This is a genomic window from Bradyrhizobium diversitatis (genome assembly GCF_016031635.1).
In the GTDB taxonomy this organism is placed as follows: domain Bacteria; phylum Pseudomonadota; class Alphaproteobacteria; order Rhizobiales; family Xanthobacteraceae; genus Bradyrhizobium; species Bradyrhizobium diversitatis.
In genome coordinates, this window is the sequence record NZ_JACEGD010000027.1 from 139,411 (window position 1) to 162,817 (window position 23,407).

The 23,407-nt window shown below is 64.8% G+C and carries 31 protein-coding genes; 17 read left to right on the forward strand and 14 right to left on the reverse strand.

Features of this window, described 5'->3' with window-relative positions; all coding sequences use genetic code 11:
• Positions 1–33: 33 nt before the first annotated feature.
• The gene (locus H1B27_RS27245; protein ID WP_197968197.1) at positions 34–684 is read left to right on the forward strand and encodes a glutathione S-transferase family protein; all 651 of its coding nucleotides are present in this window, start codon (positions 34–36) and stop codon (positions 682–684) included.
• 222 nt (positions 685–906) lie between these two features.
• Positions 907–1,602, forward strand: a complete 696-nt coding sequence (locus H1B27_RS27250; protein WP_197968198.1) for a glutathione S-transferase family protein — start codon at positions 907–909, stop codon at positions 1,600–1,602.
• 143 nt (positions 1,603–1,745) lie between these two features.
• On the opposite strand, the gene H1B27_RS27255 is transcribed toward H1B27_RS27250, so the two are convergent.
• Positions 1,746–2,180, reverse strand: a complete 435-nt coding sequence (locus H1B27_RS27255) for a hypothetical protein (RefSeq protein WP_197968199.1) — start codon at positions 2,178–2,180, stop codon at positions 1,746–1,748.
• A gap of 481 nt (positions 2,181–2,661) precedes the next feature.
• Here H1B27_RS27255 and H1B27_RS27260 point away from each other — a divergent pair, with 481 nt between their 5' ends.
• The 3 genes from H1B27_RS27260 to H1B27_RS27270 all read left to right on the forward strand — a co-directional run bounded on the left by H1B27_RS27260 (position 2,662) and on the right by H1B27_RS27270 (position 3,941).
• On the forward strand, positions 2,662–3,045 hold the full coding sequence (locus H1B27_RS27260) for a RidA family protein (protein WP_197968200.1): 384 nt from the start codon (positions 2,662–2,664) through the stop codon (positions 3,043–3,045).
• Between the two features lie 141 nt (positions 3,046–3,186).
• Positions 3,187–3,447 carry a hypothetical protein gene (locus tag H1B27_RS27265; RefSeq protein ID WP_197968201.1) on the forward strand — a complete coding sequence of 87 codons (261 nt, stop codon included), beginning with the start codon at positions 3,187–3,189 and terminating at the stop codon, positions 3,445–3,447.
• A gap of 242 nt (positions 3,448–3,689) precedes the next feature.
• Positions 3,690–3,941, forward strand: coding sequence for a hypothetical protein (locus tag H1B27_RS27270; protein ID WP_197968202.1), 252 nt, complete (start codon positions 3,690–3,692; stop codon positions 3,939–3,941).
• A gap of 114 nt (positions 3,942–4,055) precedes the next feature.
• Here H1B27_RS27270 and H1B27_RS27275 read toward each other — a convergent pair whose 3' ends face one another.
• On the reverse strand, positions 4,056–4,598 hold the full coding sequence (locus H1B27_RS27275; protein ID WP_197968203.1) for an REP-associated tyrosine transposase: 543 nt from the start codon (positions 4,596–4,598) through the stop codon (positions 4,056–4,058).
• Positions 4,599–4,658: 60 nt separating this feature from the next.
• Positions 4,659–5,144: a J domain-containing protein gene (locus tag H1B27_RS27280; RefSeq protein ID WP_197968204.1), complete on the reverse strand. Its 486-nt coding sequence runs from the start codon at positions 5,142–5,144 to the stop codon at positions 4,659–4,661.
• A 111-nt stretch (positions 5,145–5,255) separates the two neighbouring features.
• Here H1B27_RS27280 and H1B27_RS27285 point away from each other — a divergent pair, with 111 nt between their 5' ends.
• The 3 genes from H1B27_RS27285 to H1B27_RS27295 all read left to right on the forward strand — a co-directional run bounded on the left by H1B27_RS27285 (position 5,256) and on the right by H1B27_RS27295 (position 7,342).
• On the forward strand, positions 5,256–6,023 hold the full coding sequence (locus tag H1B27_RS27285) for an SDR family NAD(P)-dependent oxidoreductase (RefSeq protein ID WP_061879478.1): 768 nt from the start codon (positions 5,256–5,258) through the stop codon (positions 6,021–6,023).
• A 356-nt stretch (positions 6,024–6,379) separates the two neighbouring features.
• Complete coding sequence (locus tag H1B27_RS27290; RefSeq protein ID WP_197968205.1) at positions 6,380–6,628, forward strand: helix-turn-helix domain-containing protein; 249 nt, start codon at positions 6,380–6,382, stop codon at positions 6,626–6,628.
• 198 nt (positions 6,629–6,826) lie between these two features.
• Complete coding sequence (locus H1B27_RS27295; protein WP_197968206.1) at positions 6,827–7,342, forward strand: collagen-like triple helix repeat-containing protein; 516 nt, start codon at positions 6,827–6,829, stop codon at positions 7,340–7,342.
• 9 nt (positions 7,343–7,351) lie between these two features.
• Here the strand turns inward: H1B27_RS27295 and H1B27_RS27300 are convergent, their stop codons facing one another.
• On the reverse strand, positions 7,352–7,567 hold the full coding sequence (locus H1B27_RS27300; protein WP_197968207.1) for a hypothetical protein: 216 nt from the start codon (positions 7,565–7,567) through the stop codon (positions 7,352–7,354).
• A 94-nt stretch (positions 7,568–7,661) separates the two neighbouring features.
• Positions 7,662–7,931, reverse strand: a complete 270-nt coding sequence (locus H1B27_RS27305) for a DUF2277 domain-containing protein (RefSeq protein ID WP_028182409.1) — start codon at positions 7,929–7,931, stop codon at positions 7,662–7,664.
• Between the two features lie 282 nt (positions 7,932–8,213).
• Between H1B27_RS27305 and H1B27_RS27310 the strand changes: the two genes are divergently transcribed.
• Both H1B27_RS27310 and H1B27_RS27315 read left to right on the forward strand, forming a co-directional pair.
• The gene (locus tag H1B27_RS27310; protein WP_197968208.1) at positions 8,214–8,567 is read left to right on the forward strand and encodes a hypothetical protein; all 354 of its coding nucleotides are present in this window, start codon (positions 8,214–8,216) and stop codon (positions 8,565–8,567) included.
• Between the two features lie 71 nt (positions 8,568–8,638).
• Positions 8,639–9,241: an MSMEG_1061 family FMN-dependent PPOX-type flavoprotein gene (locus H1B27_RS27315; RefSeq protein ID WP_197968209.1), complete on the forward strand. Its 603-nt coding sequence runs from the start codon at positions 8,639–8,641 to the stop codon at positions 9,239–9,241.
• A gap of 181 nt (positions 9,242–9,422) precedes the next feature.
• On the opposite strand, the gene bfr is transcribed toward H1B27_RS27315, so the two are convergent.
• The 3 genes from bfr to H1B27_RS27330 all read right to left on the reverse strand — a co-directional run bounded on the left by bfr (position 9,423) and on the right by H1B27_RS27330 (position 10,789).
• Entirely contained in the window at positions 9,423–9,911 is a 489-nt protein-coding gene (gene bfr / locus H1B27_RS27320) for a bacterioferritin (protein ID WP_024339472.1), read from the reverse strand.
• A gap of 131 nt (positions 9,912–10,042) precedes the next feature.
• On the reverse strand, positions 10,043–10,315 hold the full coding sequence (locus H1B27_RS27325; RefSeq protein WP_061879473.1) for a (2Fe-2S)-binding protein: 273 nt from the start codon (positions 10,313–10,315) through the stop codon (positions 10,043–10,045).
• A 162-nt stretch (positions 10,316–10,477) separates the two neighbouring features.
• On the reverse strand, positions 10,478–10,789 hold the full coding sequence (locus H1B27_RS27330; RefSeq protein WP_197968210.1) for a hypothetical protein: 312 nt from the start codon (positions 10,787–10,789) through the stop codon (positions 10,478–10,480).
• Positions 10,790–10,917: 128 nt separating this feature from the next.
• Between H1B27_RS27330 and H1B27_RS27335 the strand changes: the two genes are divergently transcribed.
• On the forward strand, positions 10,918–11,238 hold the full coding sequence (locus H1B27_RS27335) for a hypothetical protein (RefSeq protein ID WP_197968211.1): 321 nt from the start codon (positions 10,918–10,920) through the stop codon (positions 11,236–11,238).
• A gap of 213 nt (positions 11,239–11,451) precedes the next feature.
• Positions 11,452–11,736: a hypothetical protein gene (locus H1B27_RS27340; RefSeq protein WP_028179902.1), complete on the forward strand. Its 285-nt coding sequence runs from the start codon at positions 11,452–11,454 to the stop codon at positions 11,734–11,736.
• A 79-nt stretch (positions 11,737–11,815) separates the two neighbouring features.
• Here the strand turns inward: H1B27_RS27340 and H1B27_RS27345 are convergent, their stop codons facing one another.
• A complete protein-coding gene (locus H1B27_RS27345; RefSeq protein WP_197968212.1) occupies positions 11,816–13,042 on the reverse strand; it encodes a lytic murein transglycosylase in 1,227 nt (408 codons plus the stop codon).
• A 7-nt stretch (positions 13,043–13,049) separates the two neighbouring features.
• Positions 13,050–14,699: an energy-dependent translational throttle protein EttA gene (gene ettA, locus H1B27_RS27350; RefSeq protein WP_197968213.1), complete on the reverse strand. Its 1,650-nt coding sequence runs from the start codon at positions 14,697–14,699 to the stop codon at positions 13,050–13,052.
• Between the two features lie 234 nt (positions 14,700–14,933).
• Here ettA and H1B27_RS27355 point away from each other — a divergent pair, with 234 nt between their 5' ends.
• Together H1B27_RS27355 and H1B27_RS27360 are read left to right on the forward strand one after the other, a co-directional pair.
• Positions 14,934–15,149, forward strand: a complete 216-nt coding sequence (locus H1B27_RS27355) for a hypothetical protein (protein ID WP_061879469.1) — start codon at positions 14,934–14,936, stop codon at positions 15,147–15,149.
• 129 nt (positions 15,150–15,278) lie between these two features.
• Positions 15,279–16,241, forward strand: coding sequence for a D-2-hydroxyacid dehydrogenase family protein (locus H1B27_RS27360; protein WP_197968214.1), 963 nt, complete (start codon positions 15,279–15,281; stop codon positions 16,239–16,241).
• A 58-nt stretch (positions 16,242–16,299) separates the two neighbouring features.
• Here H1B27_RS27360 and H1B27_RS27365 read toward each other — a convergent pair whose 3' ends face one another.
• Positions 16,300–17,493, reverse strand: a complete 1,194-nt coding sequence (locus H1B27_RS27365) for a L,D-transpeptidase family protein (protein ID WP_197968215.1) — start codon at positions 17,491–17,493, stop codon at positions 16,300–16,302.
• Between the two features lie 367 nt (positions 17,494–17,860).
• On the opposite strand from H1B27_RS27365, the gene H1B27_RS27370 reads away from it, so the two are divergent.
• Positions 17,861–18,628 (forward strand): hypothetical protein, encoded by a 768-nt coding sequence (locus tag H1B27_RS27370; RefSeq protein ID WP_197968216.1) that lies wholly within the window; start codon positions 17,861–17,863, stop codon positions 18,626–18,628.
• A 141-nt stretch (positions 18,629–18,769) separates the two neighbouring features.
• Here H1B27_RS27370 and sseA read toward each other — a convergent pair whose 3' ends face one another.
• The 3 genes from sseA to H1B27_RS27385 all read right to left on the reverse strand — a co-directional run bounded on the left by sseA (position 18,770) and on the right by H1B27_RS27385 (position 21,480).
• Complete coding sequence (gene sseA / locus H1B27_RS27375) at positions 18,770–19,624, reverse strand: 3-mercaptopyruvate sulfurtransferase (protein ID WP_197968217.1); 855 nt, start codon at positions 19,622–19,624, stop codon at positions 18,770–18,772.
• A 137-nt stretch (positions 19,625–19,761) separates the two neighbouring features.
• Positions 19,762–20,175, reverse strand: coding sequence for a rhodanese-like domain-containing protein (locus H1B27_RS27380; RefSeq protein WP_028179894.1), 414 nt, complete (start codon positions 20,173–20,175; stop codon positions 19,762–19,764).
• Positions 20,176–20,304: 129 nt separating this feature from the next.
• Entirely contained in the window at positions 20,305–21,480 is a 1,176-nt protein-coding gene (locus H1B27_RS27385) for a vWA domain-containing protein (protein ID WP_061879466.1), read from the reverse strand.
• Between the two features lie 164 nt (positions 21,481–21,644).
• Between H1B27_RS27385 and H1B27_RS27390 the strand changes: the two genes are divergently transcribed.
• Both H1B27_RS27390 and H1B27_RS27395 read left to right on the forward strand, forming a co-directional pair.
• Complete coding sequence (locus H1B27_RS27390) at positions 21,645–21,890, forward strand: GlsB/YeaQ/YmgE family stress response membrane protein (RefSeq protein ID WP_028179892.1); 246 nt, start codon at positions 21,645–21,647, stop codon at positions 21,888–21,890.
• A 106-nt stretch (positions 21,891–21,996) separates the two neighbouring features.
• The gene (locus tag H1B27_RS27395) at positions 21,997–22,839 is read left to right on the forward strand and encodes an AAA family ATPase (RefSeq protein WP_197968218.1); all 843 of its coding nucleotides are present in this window, start codon (positions 21,997–21,999) and stop codon (positions 22,837–22,839) included.
• Positions 22,840–23,407: the final 568 nt, after the last annotated feature.

Below are 23,407 nucleotides of genomic sequence, written 5' to 3' on the forward strand. Positions count from 1 at the left end.
TCTGGACCAGGCGCGACCACCCGGAGCCCCCAGATGCCTCCCACCATCACCGCCTTCGAATCCTCGCCCGATCGCGGCCGCGGGCAGGCCCGCGACATGCGCGTTCGTTGGGCGCTGGAAGAGGTCGGCCAGCCCTACGACGTTCGCCTCGTCTCGTTCGAAGAAATGAAGCAGCCCGCGCATCGTGCGCTGCATCCGTTCGGGCAGATCCCGACCTATGAGGATGGCGATCTCGCGCTGTTCGAATCCGGCGCGATCGTGCTCCACATCGCCGAGCGTCATTCCGGGCTGCTGCCGCTTGATGCGAACGCGCGGAGCCGTGCGATCGCGTGGATGTTCGCGGCTCTGAACACGCTGGAGCCGCCGATCGTCGAGCTCGGCATGGCCATGCTGGTCGAGCGCGACAGGAGTTGGTACGCGGAGCGCTTGCCCCTGCTGCAGGACCGCGTCCGTGTCAGGCTCGGCGAACTGTCCCGCCGCCTCGGCGGTGCCGACTGGCTCGACGGCACCTTCAGCGCCGGCGATCTCATGATGGTGACGGTGCTGCGCCGGCTGAATACATCAGGGCTGCTCGCCGAATTTCCTGAGATAGCCGCCTATGTCGCGCGCGGCGAAGCGCGGCCGGCGTTCCGGCGCGCGTTCGATGCGCAGTTGGCGGTGTTCACCGCTGCATCGCGTTCGTAATTCGTAGGGTGGGTTAGACGTGCGGCTGCGCGAAGCGCAGACCGTGCGGCGTAACCCACCACTTCTGTCGCCGTGGATGGAGAAGAGGTGGGTTACGCCACGGGACTGCGCTTCGCGCAGCCCGCGGCTAACCCACCCTACGAGAGCTGCGCCGCACGGCTACCATTGCGTCCGTCACCACACCACTTCATGCTGGGCCCACCACGCCAGAGGAGCCCGCCGATGCTGACCCTCTACTCCTACCCGGAACTCTTCGGCGTCGCCGACAACAACGGCTACGGCCTCAAGGTCTATGCCTTCCTGAAGCTCGCGGGCGTGCCGTTCGTGCAGGAGCATGTCTTCGATGCCTCCGCCGCGCCGCGCGGGCAGCTGCCTTACATCGTCGACGACGGCGAGACCATCGGCGACAGCGAAGCGATCATCGCGCGTGTCGTCGCGAAATACCGGCTCGGCATCGATGCCGCGCTGACGGCCGCGCAGCGCCGCACCGATCATCTGGTCACGCGCATGCTCGACGATCTCTACTGGGTGATGTCCTATTCGCGCTGGAAGGACGAGCGCTTCTATCCCGCGTTCCGCGACGGCTTCATCGCGCAGCATCCGCAAGTGAGTGCGGAAGGCTTCGAGAAGGCGAAGGCGTACAACGCGCAGCGCTATCACTTCCAGGGCATCGGCCGCTACACGCCCGATCAGGCCTACGCGCGGGGGCTTGCCGATCTGCAGGTGCTGGCCGAGATCGTGCCGGCCGCGGGCTTCGTCCACGGCGCGGCGCCGTCCAGCGTCGATGCCGGCATCTACGGCTTCATCGCCAACATCTATTTCGTTCCGATCCCGACGCCGCTGAAGGCCTTCGTCGATACGCACGAAAATCTCGTCGCGCATTGCGAGCGGATTCACGGGATGGTCGAGAAATCGTAGGGTGGGTTAGCTTCGGGCGGCGCGAAGCGCTGTCCGAAGCGTAACCCACCGCTGTTCGTCTCCGGAGACGCCAAAGAGGTGGGTTACGCCCCGCGGATTCGCTTCGCGCATCCGCAGGGCCAACCCACCCTACGCGACCTCCCCTACCGCATCGTGATCGCAAGCCCCGAGAGATCCGCATTCGCCATCAACCCGACCTGGTGACCCGTCAGCTCCAGCACCGCACCCTTCTGGTTGGTCAGCACGATGGCGCGGGCGCCGCGGCCGACGGCAAGGCCGGCACCGGCGGCGCCGTAGACGCCGGCGACGTCCGAGGGGCGGTTGATGTTGGAGACGCGCCCGCGCAGCACGGTTTTCGAGCCGCCGAACACGAGGCCGTAGTCGAGGCCGCCGGTGGAGAGCGCATAGGAGCGGCCGCGGAAGTTCAGCACGCCCGAGCCGCCGGAGCCGCCGATGATCCAGCCCGCCTTGTAGATCGTCAGCGTCACGAAGCCGCTGTCGGCCCGCGCGGCGGTCGAGAGGCCGGCCAGGGCGGCGATGGCGACCAGCGCGGCGCGGAAGGTGGATGCGAGCTTCATGGGTGTCTCCGGGGGCTATTTTTCAAGAGTGGATTCGAATCAGACGCGGCGAATGTATCCGATCGATCGCGGCGGCAACATGATGGGGCGGAGGATGTGGGTTGCGAGGTGCAGCAACACCCTCAACCGTCATCGCCCGCCTGGTGCGCAATTGCGCACAGGGGCGGGCGATCCAGTATTCCAGAGGCCTGCGTTGGGAAGCTCACTCTCGCCACGTCCGCCGCGGCGTACTGGATGCCCCGGCCAAGCCGCAGCATGACAGCGGAGATTGGGGCCGCGCACCGACCTTCGCCAGCATGCCATAATGCCCCTGTATTGCCCGACGGAGCAAGCGAATGCTTCGCCTTTCACGAATTCTGGAAAACATCAATGATTTCCGTGCGGCGTCTACTGTGCATGGGGTTGTTTTCGCACTTTCGTTTTGCGAGGCTCCTCCCTCGCCACCGTCCATGTGTCCCGCGACCGTCCTTGAGGTGATCCCATGCCGATCCAGCACTTCGCGCCGCCGCCGCACGTCAAGGCGCCGCCGCTGTCCTTTGCGACGCGCGTCGGCGATCTCCTGTTCGTCTCCGGCATTCCCGGCTTCGACGCATCGGGCGAGCTGCCCGACGGCTTCGAGGCCCAGTTCGCCAACGTCGTCGTCAACATCCGCCGCGTGCTGGACGAGGCCGGCGCCGGCATGCAGGACCTCGTCAAGGTCAACGTGCTCCTGACCCGCGCCTCGGACGTTGCCGCCATGAACGCGCTCTATGCCGGCGCCTTCGGCCCGCCGCCCTATCCGGCGCGGACGACGTGCGTGGTGCAGGCGCTGCCCAGGCCGGAGATGCTGATCGAGATCGAGGCGGTGGCGTCACTGGCGAGGTGAGCGTGTGGCCTGCCGGGCACGCGGCCGAACCAAATGCGAGCGGAACGACTGACATGTCCGTGAGCGGCTGCGCCCCGGCTTGCAAAGATCCTGCTTTTACCGCACGAACTCTAAGATCCACTTTCCCACAGGAGATAGTTCATGCGTCGCGTTCTCGCCCTCTGTGCCGTTGCCGGCATCGCCAGTTCCGTGTTCGCCGTGCCGGCCTCGGCGGCGGTCGGCTATTACGTGATCCGCTGGGACAACACCGGCATCTGCCAGGTCTGGAACGAGGACCTCAAGTACAAGCCGTTCCAAATCGGCGCGTCGACCTACAAGGTCGTCAGCAAGCCGTTCCCGACCTTCCAGGAGGCGTCCGACGTCCAGATCAAGTTGCGCGCCGAGCGCCGCTGCACGCTCTGAGCCCCGACGCGACGGGTCGCGCATACGGATAAGTTTTCACGGGCGGACCGCGCGAACGGTCCGCCCTTCTCTTTTGCAGAATCTGTTCAAATTGCGTATTTCCCGCAACGGCTGTTTTGAACCTGACCGGCCGGCGGAACTACTCACATCTTGTCCGGGGCGCATCTCCAAAGGCGTCCCGCGCCAACCCCTCCCGTCATTGTCGGGAGGCGCATCACGTCTTTCATTTTGAGGAGCTGATCATGCGTCGTATTTCCGTGCTGTGCGCTGCCGTCGGTCTTGCCGTCACCGCCTTCGCCGCCGCGAGCCCTGCCGAAGCCAGCTATCATCTGATCCGCTGGCAGGACAGCGGCTTCTGCCAGATCTGGGACGAGAGCATCCCGACCACGCCGTGGCCGGCGGGCTACCACCGCGCCAGCGCGAGCGTGCCGACCTTCATCGACGCCCTCGTCATGAAGGACGCCGCCCTCAAGAACGGCCAGTGCACCTGGTAACAATTCGATCGGCGAACGAAGAGCCGGGCAGGACGCCAGCGTCCCTGCCCGGTTTTTTTCCACTCCGTAGCCCGGATGAGCGAAGCGATATCCGGGACGCGACTCGTTCTCCCGTCAGCCTTCCTCGGCACGCTCACCAAAGGCATCCCCACTTTCGCTCACCTCACCGGACCAATCCCCCGGGAGCAGCCCAGTCTGCACGTATCGGTGAAAGGACGAATGCGGCCAATCACCAACACGCCGAACGTAGCCGTGCTTGACGGGATTGAAGTGAACGTAATCGATATGACGTGCAAAGTCGTCTTCGTTGCGGATCGTGTGCTCCCAGTATCGCCGCTGCCATAGCGCCAATTCTCCATTGGAGTGGCGGGCTATGTCGACACCGGCATGCAGCGGAGCACTGCTGAAGTGCCCCTTGATCCGACGCCACCGTCCTGCAAAATCAGAGTCGTCCAGCGGCAGTTTCATGACCGCATGCAGATGATCCGGAAGGATCACGATGGCGTCGAGCTCAAATGGTCGCTCGTTCCGAGCGGTTCGGAAGGCGTTGCGAAGAACATCGATGTTGTCAGTAAGGACGCTCGACCGACGGTCGAAAAGCGTCACTGTGAAAAAGTAAGTGCCGCCGGGAATGAAATTTCTGCGGTACAGAACCATGGCGAGACCTTCCCCGGATATCGCTTCGCTCATCCGGGCTACAGTCTAGCACATTGATACTCACGCGTCCTTGTGCGCGCCGGGGTGGATCAGGAGATCGCGCGCGGCGGCGAGGTCGATGAAGCCTTGCGCGCTGCCGCCCCGGTCGGGATGCATGCCCTTGGCGGCGCGGCGATAGGCCTGGTTGATGTCCTCGCAGGTGAGCTGCACCGCGAGCGGGAGGCCGAGCACCTTGCGGGCGCGGTCCTCCCTGGACATCTGCTTCGGCATGGCGTTGCGGCGGCCGAAGCGCGGGGCGGAGAGATCGTGGACGACCTCGAGCACAACGCCGAGACGGCGCTGGGCCGCCAGCGTCACACTGTGATCGTCATTGTCGACGGCCTGGCGCAGCACCGGCAGCGCCTGCTCGGCGGCCTGGCGCAGCGTGACGTCGCTGCTCATCCGCGCGATCTCGGCGACGAGCCGGGCCGCCTCGGCCCAATCGGGCACGTGCGCCGACCGCAGCCGTTCGATAGCGAGTTTCCAGGAGTCCAGCCGTTCCATCATGCGCGCAACGTTTAGCAATCAGGATCAGTATGCCAAGGCCGCCGTTTCCGCCCCCTTAATTTCGAGTTAGCTTTTCGTGAAACTTCGAAAAGAAACCGGGAGGAATATGTCATGGCATTGCTCGCAAACCACATCGCCGTAGTCACGGGTGCCGGCTCCGGCATCGGCCGGGCGATCGCGGCTGGCTACGCGCGCGAGGGCGCACAGGTGGTGCTGCTCGACGTCAACGCCGAGACGGTGGCGGAGGCCGCGCAGGAGATCCGAACAGCGGGCGGCAAGGCCGAGAGCTTTCCGCTCGACGTTGTCAGGCGCGAGGACTGCTTTGCCCTGGCCAAGCAGGTCGACGCCAAGATCGGACAGGTCTCGATCCTCGTCAACAATGCTGGCATCACCCGCCGCAACGCCTTCACCGCCGAGACCGAGACGGTGGCGAAGGACTGGAACGACATCATCTCGCTCAACCTCAACGGCGTCTTCAACATGACGCAGGCGTTCCTCGCGCCCTTGCGCGCGAGCAAGGGCCGCATCGTCAACATCGGCTCGATCCAGTCCTTCATGCATCTGCGCACGCCGAGCTCGGCGGCCTACACGACCTCGAAGCACGGCGTGCTCGGCTTCACCAAGGCGCTCGCCGCCGAGCTCGGCAAGGAAGGCGTGCGCGTCAACGCGATCGGTCCCGGCTTCATCGAGACCAACATCAACGCCAATGTGCGCGCAACCAATCCGGCGCTGGTGCAGGCCTTCCTCGATCACACCCCGCTGGCGCGCACCGGCAAGCCCGAGGACATCGTCGGCCCTGCGATCTTCCTGGCATCGGACCTGTCGGCCTATGTCACCGGAACGATCGTGATGGTGGACGGCGGGTACCGCACGGTGTGAGGGAGAACGCTTTCACCACATACACGGTGTCATCACCCGCCTTGTGCGCAATTGCGCACTGGAGCGGGTGATCCAGTATTCCAGAGACGCCAAACATCCCACGAGGGGCCGCGGCGTACTGGATCGTCCGCTTTCGCGGACGATGACACCGTACTTGTCGCGCGAGATAGGTCCGCATCGCGATGCATCCTGCGCCAATCGCGGCGGCTTCGCGGCATTCCCGGGGTCAATTGGTGGGCTCGCTCCCGATTAACCCTTCATTAACCAAACAGGACCACCGTGAAATTACGGCTTGGGGTCGTTGTTCTCGATCCGCTTCCAATGATGGAAGCGGGCGTTGATCGGGGAGTGTGTTGATGACCACTGTTCATGTCGCTGCGTCCGAACCGGGCGCGCAATTCCTAGCCCCTAATCAGATCGTTCCGATGCTGATCGGCGCCACGGTCGACGAGGTCGAGCGTGAGCTCGTGCTCCAGACGCTCGCACGCTGCGACGGAAACCGGACGCGTGCAGCGCGCGTGCTCGGCCTGTCGGTGCGCACGCTGCGCAACAAGATCAGGATCTACGCCGCTTCCGGCATCGAGGTGCCTGCCTATCAGGACTGACGGGTGACATCAGTCCGCCCGCGACGACGCGCTGCGCCGCAAGCGGCGCAGCTCGTGCCGCAGATGCACGCCGGCGATGACCGCAAGCGCGATCATCGCGACCGAGATGTTGATCAAGCCCGACACGGTGCGCGGGCAGAATTGCTGCTGTCGTCAAAGGCCGCTAAGTAGCTTGCTTCCGGTCAAGGGAGCAGTGGCGTGGCAGACGATCAGGGACGACGGCAGGGACCTCAGGGCCCGCGCGGGCGGCAAGGCGAGCCGGGGCGGCCGGGGCCGCAGGGCCATCCGGGCCGGCGTGGCCCGGACGGGGCGCGCGGCAAGCCCGGACCGCAGGGCAAGCCGGGGCCGGTCGGAAAGGCTGGCCCGCCCGGCAAACCCGGTCCGCAAGGCAAGCAGGGCGAAGCCGGCCCGCGCGGCGCAGCCGGCGCACCGGGACCTGCCGGACCTCAGGGACCGGCAGGGCCGCAAGGCCCGCGCGGCGAACCAGGTCCGCCCGGCCAATTGCCGTCGATCGAGCAAGTGCTGCCCTGGCTCGACCAGCTCTTCGACGCCTGGGACGAACGCCGCCGCCAGCGCGAGCGCGAAGCCGCTGAGCGCGAAGCGCTCGCGGCCGCCGTCCAGGAGCCAGACGAGACATTCGTCGATGACGAGAGCGATGACGGCGACGACCACAAGAAGAAAAAGAAAAAGAAGAAGCACGGCGACAAGGCCTAGCAGACGGGTCTATTTCGGCCGATCCTCGTCTCGCGGCAACATGCCCATACGCTCGAACTGCCAGCGTATCGCGCGATACCAGAGGTAGCCGACCGCCGCGCCACACAGGGCGAGGATGATCATGTTCGCGCTCGAGAACGAGCCGCTCCACCACATCATCCACGCAGTCCACAGCAGCGTGAAGACGATGGCACCTGCTTTCAAGGGAAGAAGGGCGCGGCTCATGGTCGTGCTCCGGGCGGTCAAAACCCCGGCCGACACCATCGCAACCTGACGCAGCAGATACCGTGAGCCAGGTCACGGAGTGCGCCGTTCGAGCTCACGAACCGAAGCGCAGCCGCGAGCGCTCTTTCGCCTTTTCCGCCTCGACCTCGCGGTCGCGCGCCGGCGCATGGGTATGCAGCGACGTCAGGAGTTTTCGTGCGGCCTCCGCGACCTCCGCCACCGCACGCTCGAACGCCGCCTCGTTCGCCTGCGACGGCCTGTTGAAACCGGACAGTTTTCGCACGAACTGCAGTGCGCTGGCGTGAATCTCGTCCTCCGTCGCCGGCGGCTCGAAATTGAACAGCGTCTTGATGTTGCGGCACATGCACTCTCTCCCGACGTTTTCTTGAAGACGAAGGTCTGGGCCGAAATCCTACATCGGCCTTCGCGCTTCTGCGAAGTTCCATCGCGCCCTGCCGATCAACTCCGTGGCTGCGCACCGCCACAAGCTGTCTCATCTCGCAACGCATCATGTGCGGCGCCCCGGCGCAGCGCATTATTTGAGCATGCATTGCGCCGACAGCTCGGGCTTAATTGCGCCGAGGATACGAATCGACGCGCGGGACAATCGCGCGCCGATGGCACGATACGCGATGAGGAGGATCGCATGCACAGGCTGGTACTGTGCGTCTGGCTGGCTGCAACGACAGCGCTGACGAGCGCGGCGTTCGCGTTCGACAACGGCCAATACGACCACGTCCCGCCCGATATCCGCGCCTGGTTCAAGAGCGTGATCGCTCCGAACGGAGTGCCCTGCTGCGATATCTCCGATGGCCATCGCACCGAATACGACGTGCGCGGCGGCGCCTATTGGGTGCCGATCGACGGACAATGGATGGAGGTGCCCGCGCGCGCCATCATCCGCGACCGCGGCAATCCCGTGGGCCAGGCCGTGGTGTGGTACGTCCACCATCGCGGCGCCATCATCATCAGTTGCTTCGTGCCGGCGGATGCAGTCTAGCGCGCCGGATTTCGTTGGCTGGGGGCGCCTGATCGGCTTGCTTGAGGACAAGCTGATACGGAGGCACGCCGTTGACCGATCTTAGCGCCGAAGACCTCGCCACCATCTACGCCAAGCCGACCCCGCGCGTGATCGCGAAAGCGCGGCCGGCGATCGATGCGCATGCGAGGAAGTTCATCGAGATGTCGCCGTTCTGCGTGCTCGCGACCTCGGGCGCGGACGGCAGCGTCGACGCCTCGCCGCGCGGCGGCGGCATCGGCTTCGTCCACGTCGCCGGTCCCAACCAGCTGTTGATGCCCGACCGCTCCGGCAACAACCGCATCGACAGTTTTCGGAACGTCGTCGAGGGCTCGGGCTTCGTTCAGCTGCTGTTCTTCGTGCCGGGGATCGACGAGACGCTGCGCGTCGGCGGACGCGGCACGCTGTCGGCCGATCCGGATCTGCTCGCCGCCATGGTGGAGTTCGGCAAGCCGCCCCGCGCGGTGCTGAACGTCGCGGTCAGCGAGGTCTATTTCCACTGCGGCAAGGCGCTGATGCGCTCGAAGCTGTGGTCATCCGAGAAGGTACAGCGATCGGTGATGCCGAGCATCATCGAGGTCATTCACGACCAGACGGGCTTGGGAGAACCGGAGAGCCAGGAGATCGTGGAGGCTCGGTACAAGACGCAGCTGTAGGCGAGCGACAATCGCGGTGTCGTCCCGGACAAGCGAAGCGCAGATCCGGATCCATAGCCACAGGACATCGTTTGGCGAAGCCTCGTCGTTCGGTACTGCTACTGGCGACGATCGATAGATTCCGCGGTATGGGTCCCTGCTTGCGCAGGGACGACACCGGGTGCGCGGCTGGCGCCGGAGCTTAATGCCCCTCGCCCTCGAGCCCGCCGACGTGCTTCTGGGTGTAGAGCTCGAGACCGATGCGACCAATCAGGTCGAGCTGGGTTTCGAGGAAGTCGATGTGGTGCTCCTCGTCGCTCATCAGCTTCTCAAACAGGTCACGCGTGACGTAGTCCTTGGCGCCGTGACAGTAGGTCGCCGCTTCCTGGTAAAGCGCACGCGCGCTCATCTCGGCGGCGAGATCGCATTCGATGATCTCCTTGACGTTCTGGCCGATGCGCAGGGGATCCAGCACCTGCATGTTCGGAAAGCCGTCGAGGAACAGGATGCGCGCGGTGAGCTTGTCGGCATGCTCCATCTCCTCGATGGACTCCTTGCGCCAGACCTTGGCCATGTCCAAGAGGCCCCAATTGTCGAGGAAGCGGTAGTGCAGCCAGTACTGATTGATCGCAGTCAGCTCGTGACGCAGTGCCTTGTTGAGATAGTCGATGACCTTCGCGTCGCCCTGCATGGTTCACTCCAGCTTTGCAGTCCAAATCGGCCCTAACCGAGTTTAGAATGCTTCTAAATGAGTTTGCGCATGCCGGCAACCGGCTATGCGGACGCAGCCGGGGAAAAGGTCAGCTGAGGATGCGGAAGTTTTCAGCAGGCCGCGAGGGCGAATTGGGCGGGTTCGGCCGTCTCGTCATTGGCGGCGACGGTATGGCCATGGGGACAGCCGGCGCAGCAAGACTGGGCGCAGGGGCCAAGCGCTTCGTCGATGATGGTCTTGATGGTCCGGGCACAGCGGCCGCATTCGGCGCTGCAGCCGAGACATCCATAGACCTGCTTGGCATGGCGCACGGCGTCGTCGGAGTCGGCGACGGCGGCGCGGATGTCCTCATCGCTCAGCACGTTACAGGAACAAACGATCATGGAAGCGGCAGGCCCTTCGGTGATGCGCCATCATCGATATTTAACGGGCCGGCCGGATGCAAAAGGAAAAAGCGGTATTTGAAGCTATTCCAAACTGGCCCGGCAATCAGCCTAGAACGGCTCTAAAATCAGGTGTTGCGGTTGATCAAGCTTCTGGCGGAGCTAATCGCCGCCACCGCCTCCACCACCATCGCCGCCACCTCCGCAGTCCCCGCCATTGCTGCCGCCATCGCTGCTGGAACAGCTGCCGCCGTCGGTTGAATTCCCCGAACGGTCGCTGGAGAACCAGCTTCCCAACGACAAGCCGTCGCTTGTCCCCATGTAGGTGTCGGCGCCACTACCACCGCTATCACCGCCGGCCCCGACACGCGTGCGCCGCCGGCCCCGGTTCTGGAGGTGAGCGATCCAGCCGTAGCCGATCGCGAAGACGACCCCAGCAGCAATCAATGCATTGACCATCGCGTTGCCCATCATCGTCTCCTGATGAAACTGGGGGCCATGCCGGTTGGTCGTCTCCGGCAAAAGTGCCGTTCATTGATCATTCAAACGAAATATGGAACCTTACGCTCCAAAGAGTTCCCGCGTGTGATAAGGTCGAGCGCATGAAGAAGTCGTTCCTGGCAGTCGCTGCCGTCCTCACTCTGGCCCTGACGGCCGGTACACCGGCCCATGCCCAGCGCGGTGTCGCAGCGGGCGTGGCAGCCGGGATCATCGGCGGCGCCATCGTCGGCGGTGCGCTGGCCTCTCCGTATTATTACGGACCAGGCCCCGGCTATTACGAACCGGGCTATTATCCGCCCCGCTACTACGCCCCCGGTCCGGGCTATGTCGCCGACGACTATTACGGCAACTGCGTCTGGCAGAAGCAGCGCTTCTGGGACGGCTATGCATGGCGCGTCCGCCGCGTCAGAGTTTGTGGCTGAGGCGCGCTTAACCGGTTCACTACGGATGCGCCGTTCATCTCGGAGCCCGAAAAAGACCGCTTTTTCTCGTCACAGCTCCGTGTGCGTTTACCGTGGATTGACCATTTGCGCGCTTCCTAACCGCAAGGCCAAATTCCATCAGAGTGTGCGTGAACCTTTGAAACCCGGGCCGTCCCTTACAGGGGAAGTCCATCTCCCAGGAGAGCAAAGAGCATGAAGAAGACTTTGGTTGCTGCCCTCACGGTTGCGACGGTCGCCGGATCGCTGGTGACCGCCACGCCGCCCGCCAAGGCCGGTGACAACATTGGCGCCGGCATCGCGGCCGGCCTGATCGGCGGCGCGATCGTCGGCGGCGCCATCGCGTCGAGCCGACCGGCCTATGGTGGTCCCGTTTACGTGGCCGAGCCCGGCCCGCCGCCCCCGCCCTGCTACTGGCAGCGCCAGCGCTATTGGGACGGCTATGGCTGGGTCGTTCGCCCGGTTCGCGTCTGCTACTGATCTGATCGCACGGCGCTCGCAAGCGCTGCGATCGAAGCCCGGCCGAGACCATCGGCCGGGCTTTTTCTTTGGTCCTGCGCTATCGCCCCGCCTGGATCGAGCGCAGCACCTCTTCGCTCGGCCAGCAATCGACCTTGAGGCCTGCCGACTTCTGATAGGCGCCGAGCGCTGCGCGCGTCTGCATGCCGGCCTTGCCGTCGATCTTGTCCTTGTAGAGCCCGATGCGCGTCAGCTCGCGCTGCATGGTCTCGACGTCTTTCGTGCGCAGCTGCTTCGAAGCCGACCACGGCGTTGCAAATGGCAGCGGGCTGGTCATCCGGTCGCTGAGATGGCCGACGAACAGCACGTAGAGGTCGGAGAAATTGTACTCCTTGATCACGAAGTAATTCTTCGTGGTCAGGAACGACGGGCCGTAGATGCCTTCGGGCTGGAGCAGCGAGGCCTGCTGCGCCTGCTCGGCGGCGCTGAGCCTCGCGCCACGCACCGGCACAAAACCTTCGCGCAGCCATTGACCGATCGGCTTCGTCACCTCCGGTACGCCCGTGGTGCAATCGACCTTCGCGGGCGCCTGCACCTCATAGGCCCAGCGGAGGCCACTCTGCCAGCCCTTGTTGACGAGCTGCTGCGCGGCGGAGGCCAGCGCATCCGGCACGGAGTGCCAGATATCGATGCGGCCATTGCCGTCGAAGTCGACGCCATGCTTGTAATATTCCGACGGCAGGAACTGCGTCAGCCCGGTGGCGCCGGCCCAGGACGAGCGCATGTCCTTGCGCGTCACCACGCCCTCGCCGAGAATCTTGAGCGAGAGGATGAACTCGTTGCGATACTGGTCCTTGCGACGTCCGACATAGGCTTGCGTCGCCAGCACGCGCACGAGATCGTAGGGCAGCGTGTAGCGGCCGTAATCGGTCTCACGGCCCCAGATTGCGAGCATCACGGTGGCAGGCACACCGGAGCTTTTCTCGATCTCGGTCAGCGCGGTGCGATATTTTTGCAGCAGCCGCTGCCCCTCGCCGGCGAGCCGCGCGATCGAAGCCTCCTTGACGTAGTCGGCAGGCACCTGCACGAACTCGGCCTGCGACGGCGCACCTAGCGCAGGCCGGCCCGGCAGAAGCAGGTCGGGCAGCTTGTAATCGGGCTCGAGCCCGCGCGTCTCTCGCTCGAACGTCGCGCGCGAAACGCCGGCCTGTTGGGCTTCCGGCCACAGCGAGGCGATGAACTGCGTGAAGGCGGCGTCGGCAGCACGGGCGGACGACCAGCCGCAGGTGACCACGATCACCGCAGCGATGAGCGCCCGCCGCATCATGCCGCCATCACCGCGTCAGCTTCTTGTACTTCACGCGGTGCGGGATGATGCTGTCCTGGCCGAGCCGGCGCATCTTGTCCTTCTCGTAGTCCTGGAAATTGCCTTCGAACCATTCGACGTGGCTCTCGCCCTCGAACGCCAGGATGTGCGTCGCGATACGGTCGAGGAACCAGCGATCGTGGCTGATGATGACGGCGCAGCCGGCAAAGTCCTCCAGCGCCTCTTCCAGCGCGCGCAGCGTGTCGACGTCGAGGTCGTTGGTCGGCTCGTCGAGCAGCAGCACGTTGGCGCCGGACTTCAGCATCTTGGCGAGATGGACGCGATTGCGTTCACCGCCCGAGAGCGCGCCGACCTTCTTCTGCTGGTCCGCGCCCTTGAAGTTGAAGGCCGAGCAATAGCCGCGCGAATTGACTTCCTTCTTTCCGAGCAGGATCAATTCGTTGCCGCCGGAGATCTCCTCCCACACGGTCTTCTTGCCGTCGAGCGCATCGCGCGACTGGTCGACATAGCCGAGATGCACGGTCTCGCCGACCGTGATCGTGCCTGCGTCCGGCTTCTCCTGGCCGGTGATCATCCTGAACAGCGTGGTCTTGCCGGCGCCGTTGGGGCCGATCACGCCGACGATGCCGCCGGGCGGCAGCTTGAAGGTGAGATTGTCGATCAGGAGGCGATCGCCAAAACCTTTGCTGAGGCCGTCGAAATCGACCACGTTGGCGCCGAGCCGCTCGGCGACCGGAATGATGATCTGCGCGGTCTGGGTCTGCTTCTCACTCGCCTTCTTGAGCAGCTCCTCGTAGCGCTGATAGCGTGCCTTCGACTTGGCCTGGCGCGCCTTCGGCGAAGATGCGACCCATTCCTGCTCGCGGGCGAGCGTCTTCTGGTGTGCCGCGTCCTCGCGGCCCTCCTGCTCCAGGCGCTTCTGCTTCTGCACCAGCCAGGACGAGTAGTTGCCCTCGTAGGGAATGCCGCGGCCGCGATCGAGCTCGAGGATCCAGCCGGTGACGTTGTCGAGGAAGTAGCGGTCGTGGGTGACGATCAGGATCGCGCCGGGATAGTTGCGCAGATGGCCTTCCAGCCACGACACGGACTCGGCGTCGAGATGGTTGGTCGGTTCGTCCAGCAGCAGGAGTTCGGGCTGGTCGAGCAGCAGCTTGCATAGCGCGACGCGGCGGCGCTCGCCGCCGGAGAGCTTGGTCACGTCGGAGTCATCGGGCGGGCAGCGCAAGGCATCCATGGCCTGGTCGACCTTGCTGTCGAGATCCCACAGGCCCTGGGCCTCGATCTCGTCCTGGAGCTTGGTCATCTCGTCGGCGGTCTCGTCGGAATAGTTGACCGCGAGCTCGTTGTAACGGTCGAGGATCGCCTTCTGCTTGGCGACGCCCTGCATGACGTTCTCGCGCACGGACAGCTTGGGATCGAGCTGTGGCTCCTGTTCGAGATAGCCGACGCGGGCGCCCTCCGCGACCCAGGCCTCGCCGGTGTACTCCTTGTCGAGGCCAGCCATGATCTTGAGCAGCGTCGACTTGCCCGAGCCGTTGACGCCGAGCACGCCGATCTTGGCGTCGGGGTAGAAGCTCAGGTGGATGTTATCGAGCACCTTCCGGGTCGGGTAGCTCTTGGTCAGGCCCTGCATGAAATAGATGAACTGGCGCGCCATCGGTCCCGTGACACCTTCGATTTGAGGAAATTTTGCTTGCCGCCGATGTAACGATCCCGCCCTAAAAGGGCAATGTTTTCCGTCCGTTCACCACGGATGAATACGGAATGGACACCATCCCGACGCCAATCCGGACAATTGAAACTATCTTTTAATAAATCAGGCCGAAAGCTCGGTTTCGCGCGGAAACAGCGCCACCCGCCAGAATGAACGGGAGCACAGCGAGGCCGCATCATGGCTCTGATTGAGACGCATTCTCATCCTGTTCCGGCAGGAGCCGGCCACGTCTTCGGGTTCGTTTCGGAGGTCAAGGGCTTCTGGAAGCGCTTCTTCACCACCGCCTTCAATCCCTACCGGCCCGAACTGCACTACATGCGTGGACCCGGTCCCGCCTGGCGCGCCAAGCACGGCATGGATGCGCCGTTCCGCCTGAAATCCCGCGATCTCTGAGCCTCTCCTTCCTATCGGACTTTTGAAGTCGTCAGCTGCTTGCGCACAGGTGTGATTGCGCGCAACCATGGCCGGGCTCCCTCGACGGTGCCCGCCTGCGCCGTCATCTCTTGCCATGGATGAACGCTGATGAGCCGGCTGCGCTGTGCAATTCTCGACGATTATTTCAACCTCGCGCTCGACGTCGCCGACTGGCAGAAACTGTCCGACCGGGTCGACGTCACCGTGTTCAGCCATCCCTTCGCTTCGGAGCAGGCCGCGGCGAGCGCACTGGCGGACTTCGACGTCATCTGTGCGATGCGCGAGCGCACCGCCTTCCCCATGAGCCTGTTCGAGAACCTACCGAAGCTGAAGCTGCTGCTGACGTCGGGCATGCGCAACGCTTCCATCGATATGGAAGCTGCGAAGGCGCGCAATGTGGCCATCGGCGGCACGCAATATTCGCGCGATCCCACGGCGCCGCTCGCCATGGGCCTGATCCTGGAGCTGACCCGCGGCATCGGCCGCGAGAATGCGCGCATGCATGCGGGCGAGCCCTGGCAGACCTTTGCCGGCGTCGAGATCGAGGGCTTGACGCTCGGCATCGTCGGGCTCGGCAAGCTCGGCAGCAAGATGGCTGGGATCGCGAAAGCGTTCGGCATGAACGTGATCGCCTGGAGTCCGAACCTCACGCCGGAGAAGTGCAAGGAGGCCGGCGTCGGCTACGCCAGCAAGGAGGAGCTGTTCGCCAAGGCCGATATCGTCACCATCCATGTGGTGCTGAGCGATCGCTCGCGTGGCCTCGTCGGCCGCGCCGATCTCGCGCGGATGAAGCCGACCGCCTTCCTCGTCAACACCGCGCGCGGGCCGATCGTGGACGAGCAGGCGCTGCTCGAGGCGTTGCAGCAGCGGAATATCGCGGGCGCGGGGTTGGACGTGTTCTCGGTCGAGCCGCTGCCGGTCGACCATCCCTTCCGCAAGCTCGACAACCTCGTGCTGACGCCGCACCTCGGCTACGCCACCGCGGACGGCTTGCGCATCCATTACGGTCAGATGGTCGAGGCGATCGACGCCTTCACCAGGGGCGGCGAGCTGCCGCGCAGGCTGGCCTGAAACGAAAAGGGCGCGCCGACGGCACGCCCTTTCTGCAATCTGGTAGGGGACGAAGCGCTCAGCGCACGGTGACCGGCGCGGGCAGCGGCGGCACCACGGTCGGCTGCGTCCCCGGGACGGGACCAGCCTGGGCGGAGATCGGAGCCGGCCCGGCAGCGCCCTGCGTCGGCGCAGCGGAGGCAGTCGCCGTTCCCGGCGGCGGGCCGCCCGGCAGCACCACCACGCGGGTGCCGACCTTGACGCGATCGAACAGGTCGGAGACGTCCTCGTTGAGCATGCCGATGCAACCGGAGGAGACGAACTTGCCGATCGTCGAGGGCTGGTTGGTGCCGTGGATGCGGTAGACGGTCGAGCCGAGATACATCGCGCGGGCGCCAAGCGGATTGCCCGGGCCGCCGGCCATGAAGCGCGGCAGGTAGGGCTGACGCTCGATCATCTCGGTCGGCGGATGCCAATCCGGCCACTCGGCCTTGCGGGTGATCTTTTGCACGCCGGTCCAGGTGAAGCCGTCGCGGCCGACGCGGACGCCGTAGCGGATCGCGCGGCCGCCTCCGAGCACGTAATAGAGGTAGGTGTTGGGCGTATCGACCACGAGCGTGCCGGCCGGCTCCTTGGTCTGGAACGCGACCTCCTGGCGGCGCAGGTTCGGCGGCAGCTGCACCGGCGCAGCATCGGGCTGCTCCTCGGGCGGCAGCGCGGCCAAAGTCATCGGCCGGCCATCGGCGCCGACGGGCGGCTGGGCGGCATCGACCGTTCCGGTCGCGGCGGGACCACCGACCGCCTCGGGCGGACGCAGGCCGTCACTGGCGGGCGCCTGCTGTCCCGGACGATTGGCATAAATCACCGGCGGCGGACCGGCGGGCCGGCCGTAGCGCGGATCGTCGGGCGACATCACGGGCCCCTGGGGCGCCGCCGAATAGACCGGCGGAGCGCCAGCCGGACGACCGTATCGGGGATCATCCGGCGACATCACCGGCCCCTGCGGGGCGGCCGAATAGACCGGGGGCGCGCCGACCGGGCGACCGTAGCGCGGATCGTCGACTGGGCCGGGAGGCGGCAGCGAGGCCTGCGGCATCGCCTCGTCGTCTTCGTCCAGTGCGTCGAAATTCGGTGTGCGGTCACCGGGCCGATATTCGGCCGGGGCGCCATAGCTCGGCGCCTGCTGGACCGGATAGCTCTGAGCCTGAGCGAGCGAGGTTCCCGCCGCAGCGACTGTTGCGGCAGCGCATATCGTCAGAAAATGTTTGATCATCATCGCTCTTGTATAGTCCCGAAGCCCGATCGGACCGTTAACGGCCAGATGACGGAAGATAGCGGCACATTCAAGACATATCAGGCCTATTTGCGCCGGATTTGCCGATTTGTGATCCGCAAGACGACCGTTGCCCCGTTGCATCACGGGGTTGAAATCGTATTGCGCCATCAATTGCCGCGTTATTCGGCCGCGATTTTAGCGGAACGGCGCGGGATCGTTGCGATATGGTCGAATCAGCCTGATTCGCCACCTTTCCGAGCTCCGATCCCGCGTGGCGAACGCGGCAATCAGTACCGTCACCGCGTTCAGATGGCTCTTTGGCCCAGGCCTCCTCGCCGCCGGGGCGGAAATTCGCAATCGCTCGATGCTTCCCGGCTTTCGCTTCCTGTTTGCCGCGATCCTGTTGTCAACCTCCATCCTGGTGTTCGGCCTGGGAGCCGCCGCGCTGCTGCGGGCGACCCATCAGCAATATGTCAGCAACCCCTCCTGGCGGAACGGCCCGCAGGAGCAGGTGTTTGCGCAAGTGCCCGAACCGGCTCAACCGGTGCTCGCGGTGCTGCGAGCGGAGCCGGAGATCGCGCCCGCGCCCGCACCGTCGCTGCGGGACCGGGTGCCGACGATCGGGCTGCCGGCGAGCGGGCCCGAGCAGGTGGCCGCGCTGACGAGCGAGGCTGACCCGCAGCCGCAGGTCACTGAAGCCGCGCCTCCGGCCCCCGAGCCGGCCAAGCCCGAGACGATGACGGAAGCTGAAGCGCCAGCGCCCACCGACACGCTCACTCAAGCCGACACGACGGCCTCGATTCCCGACGCCAAGCCTGACTCTCAACCTGCCGCTGTCGCGACCGCCAGCGAGCCGGCACCGGTCGATCCCAGTGCCGCCCTCGCCTCCTCGGCGCCCGACGTCGCTTCGAGCAAGCTGGCCGCGCTGAACAATCCGGCGACGACGGCCGTGAAGGATGCGCCGGCGAAGGCCAAGGTCGAGAGCAAGGCCGACGACAAGGCGACCAAGCGCAAGGCGAAGGCGAAGAAGCCGCACCGCGTGGTGCGGCGTCCGCCGCCTCAGCAATTGCAGCAGCAGCTGGATCCGTTTGGACAGCAGACGTTTGCCACGACGACCACGCGTACGCGGTGAGGCGCCTTCCTTGCGGCCCTGCAATCGTTTCGACGATCGTCATGCCCGGGCTTTGTCCCGGGCATCCACGTTCTTTGTGCCGCGCCTCAAGACGTGGATGGCCGGGTCAAGCCCGGCCATGACGATGTGGAAATAGCGAGGCTACGCCGGACCGGTTGCGATGGCCGGGCCGCCGGCCTGGCCCCATTCCGACCAGGAGCCGTCATAGAGCGCGGTGTCGGTGATGCCGAGCCGATAGAGTGCCAGCGTCAGCACGCCGGCGGAGACGCCGGAGCCGCAGCTCGTGACGATCGGCGCGTCGAGCTTGACGCCGGCGCCCGTGAAGGCAGCGCGGAGGTCATCGAGCGGCTTCATCGTGCCGGTCGCGGCGTCGAACAGGAGATTATACGGCACGTTGCGAGCGCCTGGGATGTGCCCGGAGCGGATGCCCGGCCGCGGCTCGGGCGCGCGGCCCTCGAAACGGTCGGCGGCGCGCGCATCGATCACCTGCTCCTTGCGGCTTTCGACATTGGCGATCAGCTGCTGCATGCTGCGCACGCGGTTTGAATCATAGCTGGCCTTGAACGTCGCCGGCTTCGGCTTGACCTCGCCGCTCTCGACGGGGCGGCCCTCGGCGCGCCACTTCTTCAGGCCGCCATTGAGGATTCGCACATTGCCGTGGCCGTAGGACAGGAACATCCACCAGGCACGAGGCGCTGCGACCCAGCCACCGGCATCGTAGATCACGACGGTATCGCTATTTCCGATACCGAGATTGCCGACATCGCGGCCGAACTGCTCGGCGCTCGGAAACATGTGCGGCAGCGGATTGGAATGATCCGACACCGCATCGACGTCGAAGAACACCGCGCCCGGCAGATGCGCGGCGAGATAGTCGTCCTTCGGCAGCGGCAAGACGCCCGGCAGCTTGAAGCTGGCGTCGAGGATCTTGACGTTGGCGTCGCTCATGTGCGCGGCGAGCCATTCGGTGGAGACGAGGGGGTCGGTGGCGGTCATTGGCATGCTCCGGCAATTGTCTCGGTCGTCATGGCCGGGCCTGTCCCGGCCATCCACGTTCTGTCCTGTGGCGAAGACGTGGATGCCCGGGTCAAGCCCGGGCACGACGGAGTATGTGAGGCGAGGGAGGTGCCCCCTCACCCCTTCTTCTTCGGCTCCCACTTCTCCGTCGGACCGCCAGCGTCGCGCCAGGCGGCGTAGCCGCCGGCGATGTGGGCGACGGGCTTGAGGCCCATGTCCTGCGCGGTCTTGGCCGCGAGCGCGGAGCGCAGGCCGCCGGCGCAGTGGAAGACGAATTTCTTGTCCTCCTGGAAGATCGGCTTGGCGTACGGGCTCTGCGGATCGATCCAGAATTCGAGCATGCCGCGGGTGCAGGCGAAGGCGCCGGGGATGCGGCCGTCGCGCTCGATCTCGCGGGGGTCGCGGATGTCGACGATGACGACATCGCCGTTCTTGGAGATCTCGATGGCGTCCTTGGCGGTGAGAGTCTCGATCTCGGCATTGGCCTCGTCGATCAGCGCCTTGATGCCGCGGGTGATGGTCTGGGGCATATATGTCTCCCTCTTGTTGTCATTCCGGGGCGCGCGCAGCGCGAGCCCGGAATCCATTCCTCTACATGCGCTGCGGCCCGATGGATTCCGGGTTCGCGACTTCGTCGCGCCCCGGAATGACAGCAACCATCAGTGCGTCAATTCCTTCATCGCACCTTCCAGCCCCTCGATGGTGATCGGGTACATCCGATTGGCGAAGATGCGCTTGATGATGGTGGTGGATTCCGAATAGTCCCAGTGCTTCTGCTGCACCGGGTTCAGCCACACCGCGTGCGGATAGGTGCGGATGATACGGTCGAGCCAGACCGAGCCCGGCTCCTCGTTGACGTGCTCGACCGAGCCGCCGGGCACCATGATCTCGTAAGGCGACATCGAGGCGTCGCCGACGAACACGACCTTGTAGTCGTGCGGGTATTTGTGCAGCACGTCCCAGGTCGGCGTGCGGTCGGTGAAGCGGCGCTTGTTCTGCTTCCACACGCCTTCATAGAGGCAGTTGTGGAAGTAGAAATACTCCATGTGCTTGAACTCGCTCTTCGCCGCCGAGAACAGCTCCTCGACCTGCTCGATATGCGCGTCCATCGAGCCGCCGATATCGAAGAACACCAGCAGCTTCACCGCGTTGCGCCGCTCGGGGCGCATGTGCACATCGAGATAGCCGTGATTGGCGGTCTCGCGGATCGTGGTGTCAAGATCGAGCTCGTCCGGCGCGCCGGTGCGCGCGAACTTGCGCAGCCGGCGCAGCGCCACCTTGATGTTGCGGATGCCGAGCTCGACATTGCCGTCGAGGTCTTTGAACTCGCGCTTGTCCCACACCTTCACGGCGCGGTTGTTGCGGTTCTTCTCCTGGCCGATGCGCACGCCCTCGGGATTGTAGCCATGGGCGCCGAACGGCGAGGTGCCGGCGGTGCCGATCCACTTCGAGCCGCCCTGGTGCCGGCCCTTCTGCTCCTCGAGGCGCTTCTTCAGGGTCTCCATGAGCTTGTCCCAGCCCATGGCCTCGATCTGCTTCTTCTCTTCTTCCGTCAGGTATTTCTCGGCGAGCTTCTTCAGCCACTCCTCGGGGATCTCCGCCTTGTCCATGGCCTCGAGCAGGCTTTCCAGCCCCTTGAACACCGTGCCGAAGACGCGATCGAACTTGTCGAGGTTGCGCTCGTCCTTCACCAGCGAGGCACGGGACAGATAATAGAAATTCTCGACCGTGTAGTCCGCAAGGTCAGCGTCGAGCGCCTCCATCAGCGTGAGGTATTCGCGCAGCGTCACGGGGACCTGCGCGTCGCGCAGAGAGGTGAAGAATTGCAGGAACATGGCTGACAGATTGCCCGTCGGGGGGCGAACGTCAAGGGGCGCCGCTCCACCTCTCCCATCGGGAGAGGTGAACCACGCGCGTCGGCGGACCAATTCAACGTGGACCCGAGGCCTTTTTGCTCTAGAATTGCCCTTCTCACGGGGTTGTTTTGGGGACGTTTGCAATGGGAATTCTCGCAGCGCTCATCATCGGCGCGATCGCAGGCTGGCTCGCGGGCAAGATTGTCCACGGGGCGGGATTTGGGCTGGTCGGCAACATCGTCGTCGGCATCATCGGCGCACTGGTTGCGGGCTGGGTGCTGCCCCAGCTGCACATCCAGCTCGCCACCGGCACGGTCGGTGCCATCGTGGACGCCACGATCGGCGCGGTGATTGTGCTGGTCATCCTTTCGCTGATAAAACGGGTCTGAAAGCCTGACCGAACCAGGAACGGCCGCCATGCGCGGCCGTTCGCTTGTCGTGACCGAGGCAACGAAATCGGCATTGCCTCACGACGACGACCAACAAGGACGCGCGATGAAATTTACCGGCACCAAGGACTATGTTGCGACCGACGATCTCAAGGTCGCCGTCAATGCCTCGATCGTGCTCGAGCGCCCGCTCCTGGTGAAGGGCGAGCCCGGCACCGGCAAGACGGTGCTGGCGGAGGAAGTGGCGAAGGCGCTGAACGCGCCGCTGCTGACCTGGCACATCAAGTCCACCACCAAGGCGCAGCAGGGCCTCTACGAATACGACGCGGTCTCGCGCCTGCGTGACAGCCAGCTCGGCGACAGCAGGGTCTCCGACATCAAGAACTACATCAAGCGCGGCAAGCTGTGGGAGGCCTTCACCGCCGAGCAGCGCCCGGTGCTGCTGATCGACGAGATCGACAAGGCCGACATCGAATTCCCGAACGATCTGCTGCTCGAACTCGACCGCATGGAATTCCATGTCTACGAGACCGGCGAGACGATCAAGGCCAAGCAGCGCCCGATCATGATGATCACCTCCAACAACGAGAAGGAGCTGCCGGACGCCTTCCTGCGCCGCTGCTTCTTCCACTACATCAAGTTCCCCGACGCCGACACGATGGGCCGCATCGTCGACGTCCACTTCCCCGGCATCAAGAAGCGCCTCGTCGAGGAAGCCCTGCGCATCTTCTTCGAGGTGCGCGAGGTGCCGGGCCTGAAGAAGAAGCCCTCGACCTCGGAGCTCTTGGACTGGCTCAAGCTGCTGCTCAACGAAGACATGAGCGCCGAACAGCTGCGCGAGCGTGACCCGCGCAAGCTGATCCCGCCGCTGCACGGCGCGCTGCTCAAGAACGAGCAGGACGTGCATTTGTTCGAGCGGCTGGCGTTCCTGAGCCGGCGGGAAGTGTAGGCGCGAACTTGCTTGCGATAGCGTCCGCTATCGCTTCCATCACCGGTGTCATTCCCCGCGAAGGCGGGGAATCCAGTACGCCGCAGCCTGTCGGCTCACTCACAACGGCCTCTGGAATACTGGATCGCCCGCCCCTGTGCGCAATTGCGCACTAGGCGGGCGATGACAGCGATTGTGTAGATACAGACACAGCTTCGCAGCCTCGCGGCGCATCTCGCCCGAGCTTTGCTTCATTGCCTGCCCTCAAAGAAAAGGGCGCAGGGAAGACCGCATAGGCGTTAAGGTAGTGCGAGCATCGATTGATACCGACGTTTTCGAGGAGGCTCGCGCAGGTGCCGCCCAAGCGCTCGTTTTCTGCGGCGGAAGCAACGGATGGTTGGTTGTGGAATGATCGCTTGTAGCAAGGATGCAACGAGTTGTTGCAGAATGCGCCAAGCGCCAGGTGTCGTCAGGCGGCCTGCATCCAGTGGGGAGAGTCCTCGAAGTCGCGGGCAAGCGGCTCGAGCAGCAGGATGATCAAGAGGTGGGCCAGCAGGTAGGGCTTGGCGGAGCGCGGATCGGTTCCAGG

Excerpts from the sequence above, each read along its gene's own strand:
- H1B27_RS27245 (WP_197968197.1), top strand. The coding sequence starts at position 34 with ATGCCTCCCACCATCACCGCCTTCGAATCCTCGCCCGATCGCGGCCGC.
- H1B27_RS27250 (WP_197968198.1), top strand. The coding sequence starts at position 907 with ATGCTGACCCTCTACTCCTACCCGGAACTCTTCGGCGTCGCCGACAAC.
- H1B27_RS27255 (WP_197968199.1), bottom strand. The coding sequence starts at position 2,180 with ATGAAGCTCGCATCCACCTTCCGCGCCGCGCTGGTCGCCATCGCCGCC.
- H1B27_RS27260 (WP_197968200.1), top strand. The coding sequence starts at position 2,662 with ATGCCGATCCAGCACTTCGCGCCGCCGCCGCACGTCAAGGCGCCGCCG.
- H1B27_RS27265 (WP_197968201.1), top strand. The coding sequence starts at position 3,187 with ATGCGTCGCGTTCTCGCCCTCTGTGCCGTTGCCGGCATCGCCAGTTCC.
- H1B27_RS27270 (WP_197968202.1), top strand. The coding sequence starts at position 3,690 with ATGCGTCGTATTTCCGTGCTGTGCGCTGCCGTCGGTCTTGCCGTCACC.
- H1B27_RS27275 (WP_197968203.1), bottom strand. The coding sequence starts at position 4,598 with ATGGTTCTGTACCGCAGAAATTTCATTCCCGGCGGCACTTACTTTTTC.
- H1B27_RS27280 (WP_197968204.1), bottom strand. The coding sequence starts at position 5,144 with ATGATGGAACGGCTGGACTCCTGGAAACTCGCTATCGAACGGCTGCGG.
- H1B27_RS27285 (WP_061879478.1), top strand. The coding sequence starts at position 5,256 with ATGGCATTGCTCGCAAACCACATCGCCGTAGTCACGGGTGCCGGCTCC.
- H1B27_RS27290 (WP_197968205.1), top strand. The coding sequence starts at position 6,380 with ATGACCACTGTTCATGTCGCTGCGTCCGAACCGGGCGCGCAATTCCTA.
- H1B27_RS27300 (WP_197968207.1), bottom strand. The coding sequence starts at position 7,567 with ATGAGCCGCGCCCTTCTTCCCTTGAAAGCAGGTGCCATCGTCTTCACG.
- H1B27_RS27305 (WP_028182409.1), bottom strand. The coding sequence starts at position 7,931 with ATGTGCCGCAACATCAAGACGCTGTTCAATTTCGAGCCGCCGGCGACG.
- H1B27_RS27310 (WP_197968208.1), top strand. The coding sequence starts at position 8,214 with ATGCACAGGCTGGTACTGTGCGTCTGGCTGGCTGCAACGACAGCGCTG.
- bfr (WP_024339472.1), bottom strand. The coding sequence starts at position 9,911 with ATGCAGGGCGACGCGAAGGTCATCGACTATCTCAACAAGGCACTGCGT.
- H1B27_RS27325 (WP_061879473.1), bottom strand. The coding sequence starts at position 10,315 with ATGATCGTTTGTTCCTGTAACGTGCTGAGCGATGAGGACATCCGCGCC.
- H1B27_RS27330 (WP_197968210.1), bottom strand. The coding sequence starts at position 10,789 with ATGATGGGCAACGCGATGGTCAATGCATTGATTGCTGCTGGGGTCGTC.
- H1B27_RS27335 (WP_197968211.1), top strand. The coding sequence starts at position 10,918 with ATGAAGAAGTCGTTCCTGGCAGTCGCTGCCGTCCTCACTCTGGCCCTG.
- H1B27_RS27340 (WP_028179902.1), top strand. The coding sequence starts at position 11,452 with ATGAAGAAGACTTTGGTTGCTGCCCTCACGGTTGCGACGGTCGCCGGA.
- H1B27_RS27345 (WP_197968212.1), bottom strand. The coding sequence starts at position 13,042 with ATGATGCGGCGGGCGCTCATCGCTGCGGTGATCGTGGTCACCTGCGGC.
- ettA (WP_197968213.1), bottom strand. The coding sequence starts at position 14,699 with ATGGCGCGCCAGTTCATCTATTTCATGCAGGGCCTGACCAAGAGCTAC.
- H1B27_RS27355 (WP_061879469.1), top strand. The coding sequence starts at position 14,934 with ATGGCTCTGATTGAGACGCATTCTCATCCTGTTCCGGCAGGAGCCGGC.
- H1B27_RS27360 (WP_197968214.1), top strand. The coding sequence starts at position 15,279 with ATGAGCCGGCTGCGCTGTGCAATTCTCGACGATTATTTCAACCTCGCG.
- H1B27_RS27365 (WP_197968215.1), bottom strand. The coding sequence starts at position 17,493 with ATGATCAAACATTTTCTGACGATATGCGCTGCCGCAACAGTCGCTGCG.
- H1B27_RS27370 (WP_197968216.1), top strand. The coding sequence starts at position 17,861 with ATGCTTCCCGGCTTTCGCTTCCTGTTTGCCGCGATCCTGTTGTCAACC.
- sseA (WP_197968217.1), bottom strand. The coding sequence starts at position 19,624 with ATGACCGCCACCGACCCCCTCGTCTCCACCGAATGGCTCGCCGCGCAC.
- H1B27_RS27380 (WP_028179894.1), bottom strand. The coding sequence starts at position 20,175 with ATGCCCCAGACCATCACCCGCGGCATCAAGGCGCTGATCGACGAGGCC.
- H1B27_RS27385 (WP_061879466.1), bottom strand. The coding sequence starts at position 21,480 with ATGTTCCTGCAATTCTTCACCTCTCTGCGCGACGCGCAGGTCCCCGTG.
- H1B27_RS27390 (WP_028179892.1), top strand. The coding sequence starts at position 21,645 with ATGGGAATTCTCGCAGCGCTCATCATCGGCGCGATCGCAGGCTGGCTC.
- H1B27_RS27395 (WP_197968218.1), top strand. The coding sequence starts at position 21,997 with ATGAAATTTACCGGCACCAAGGACTATGTTGCGACCGACGATCTCAAG.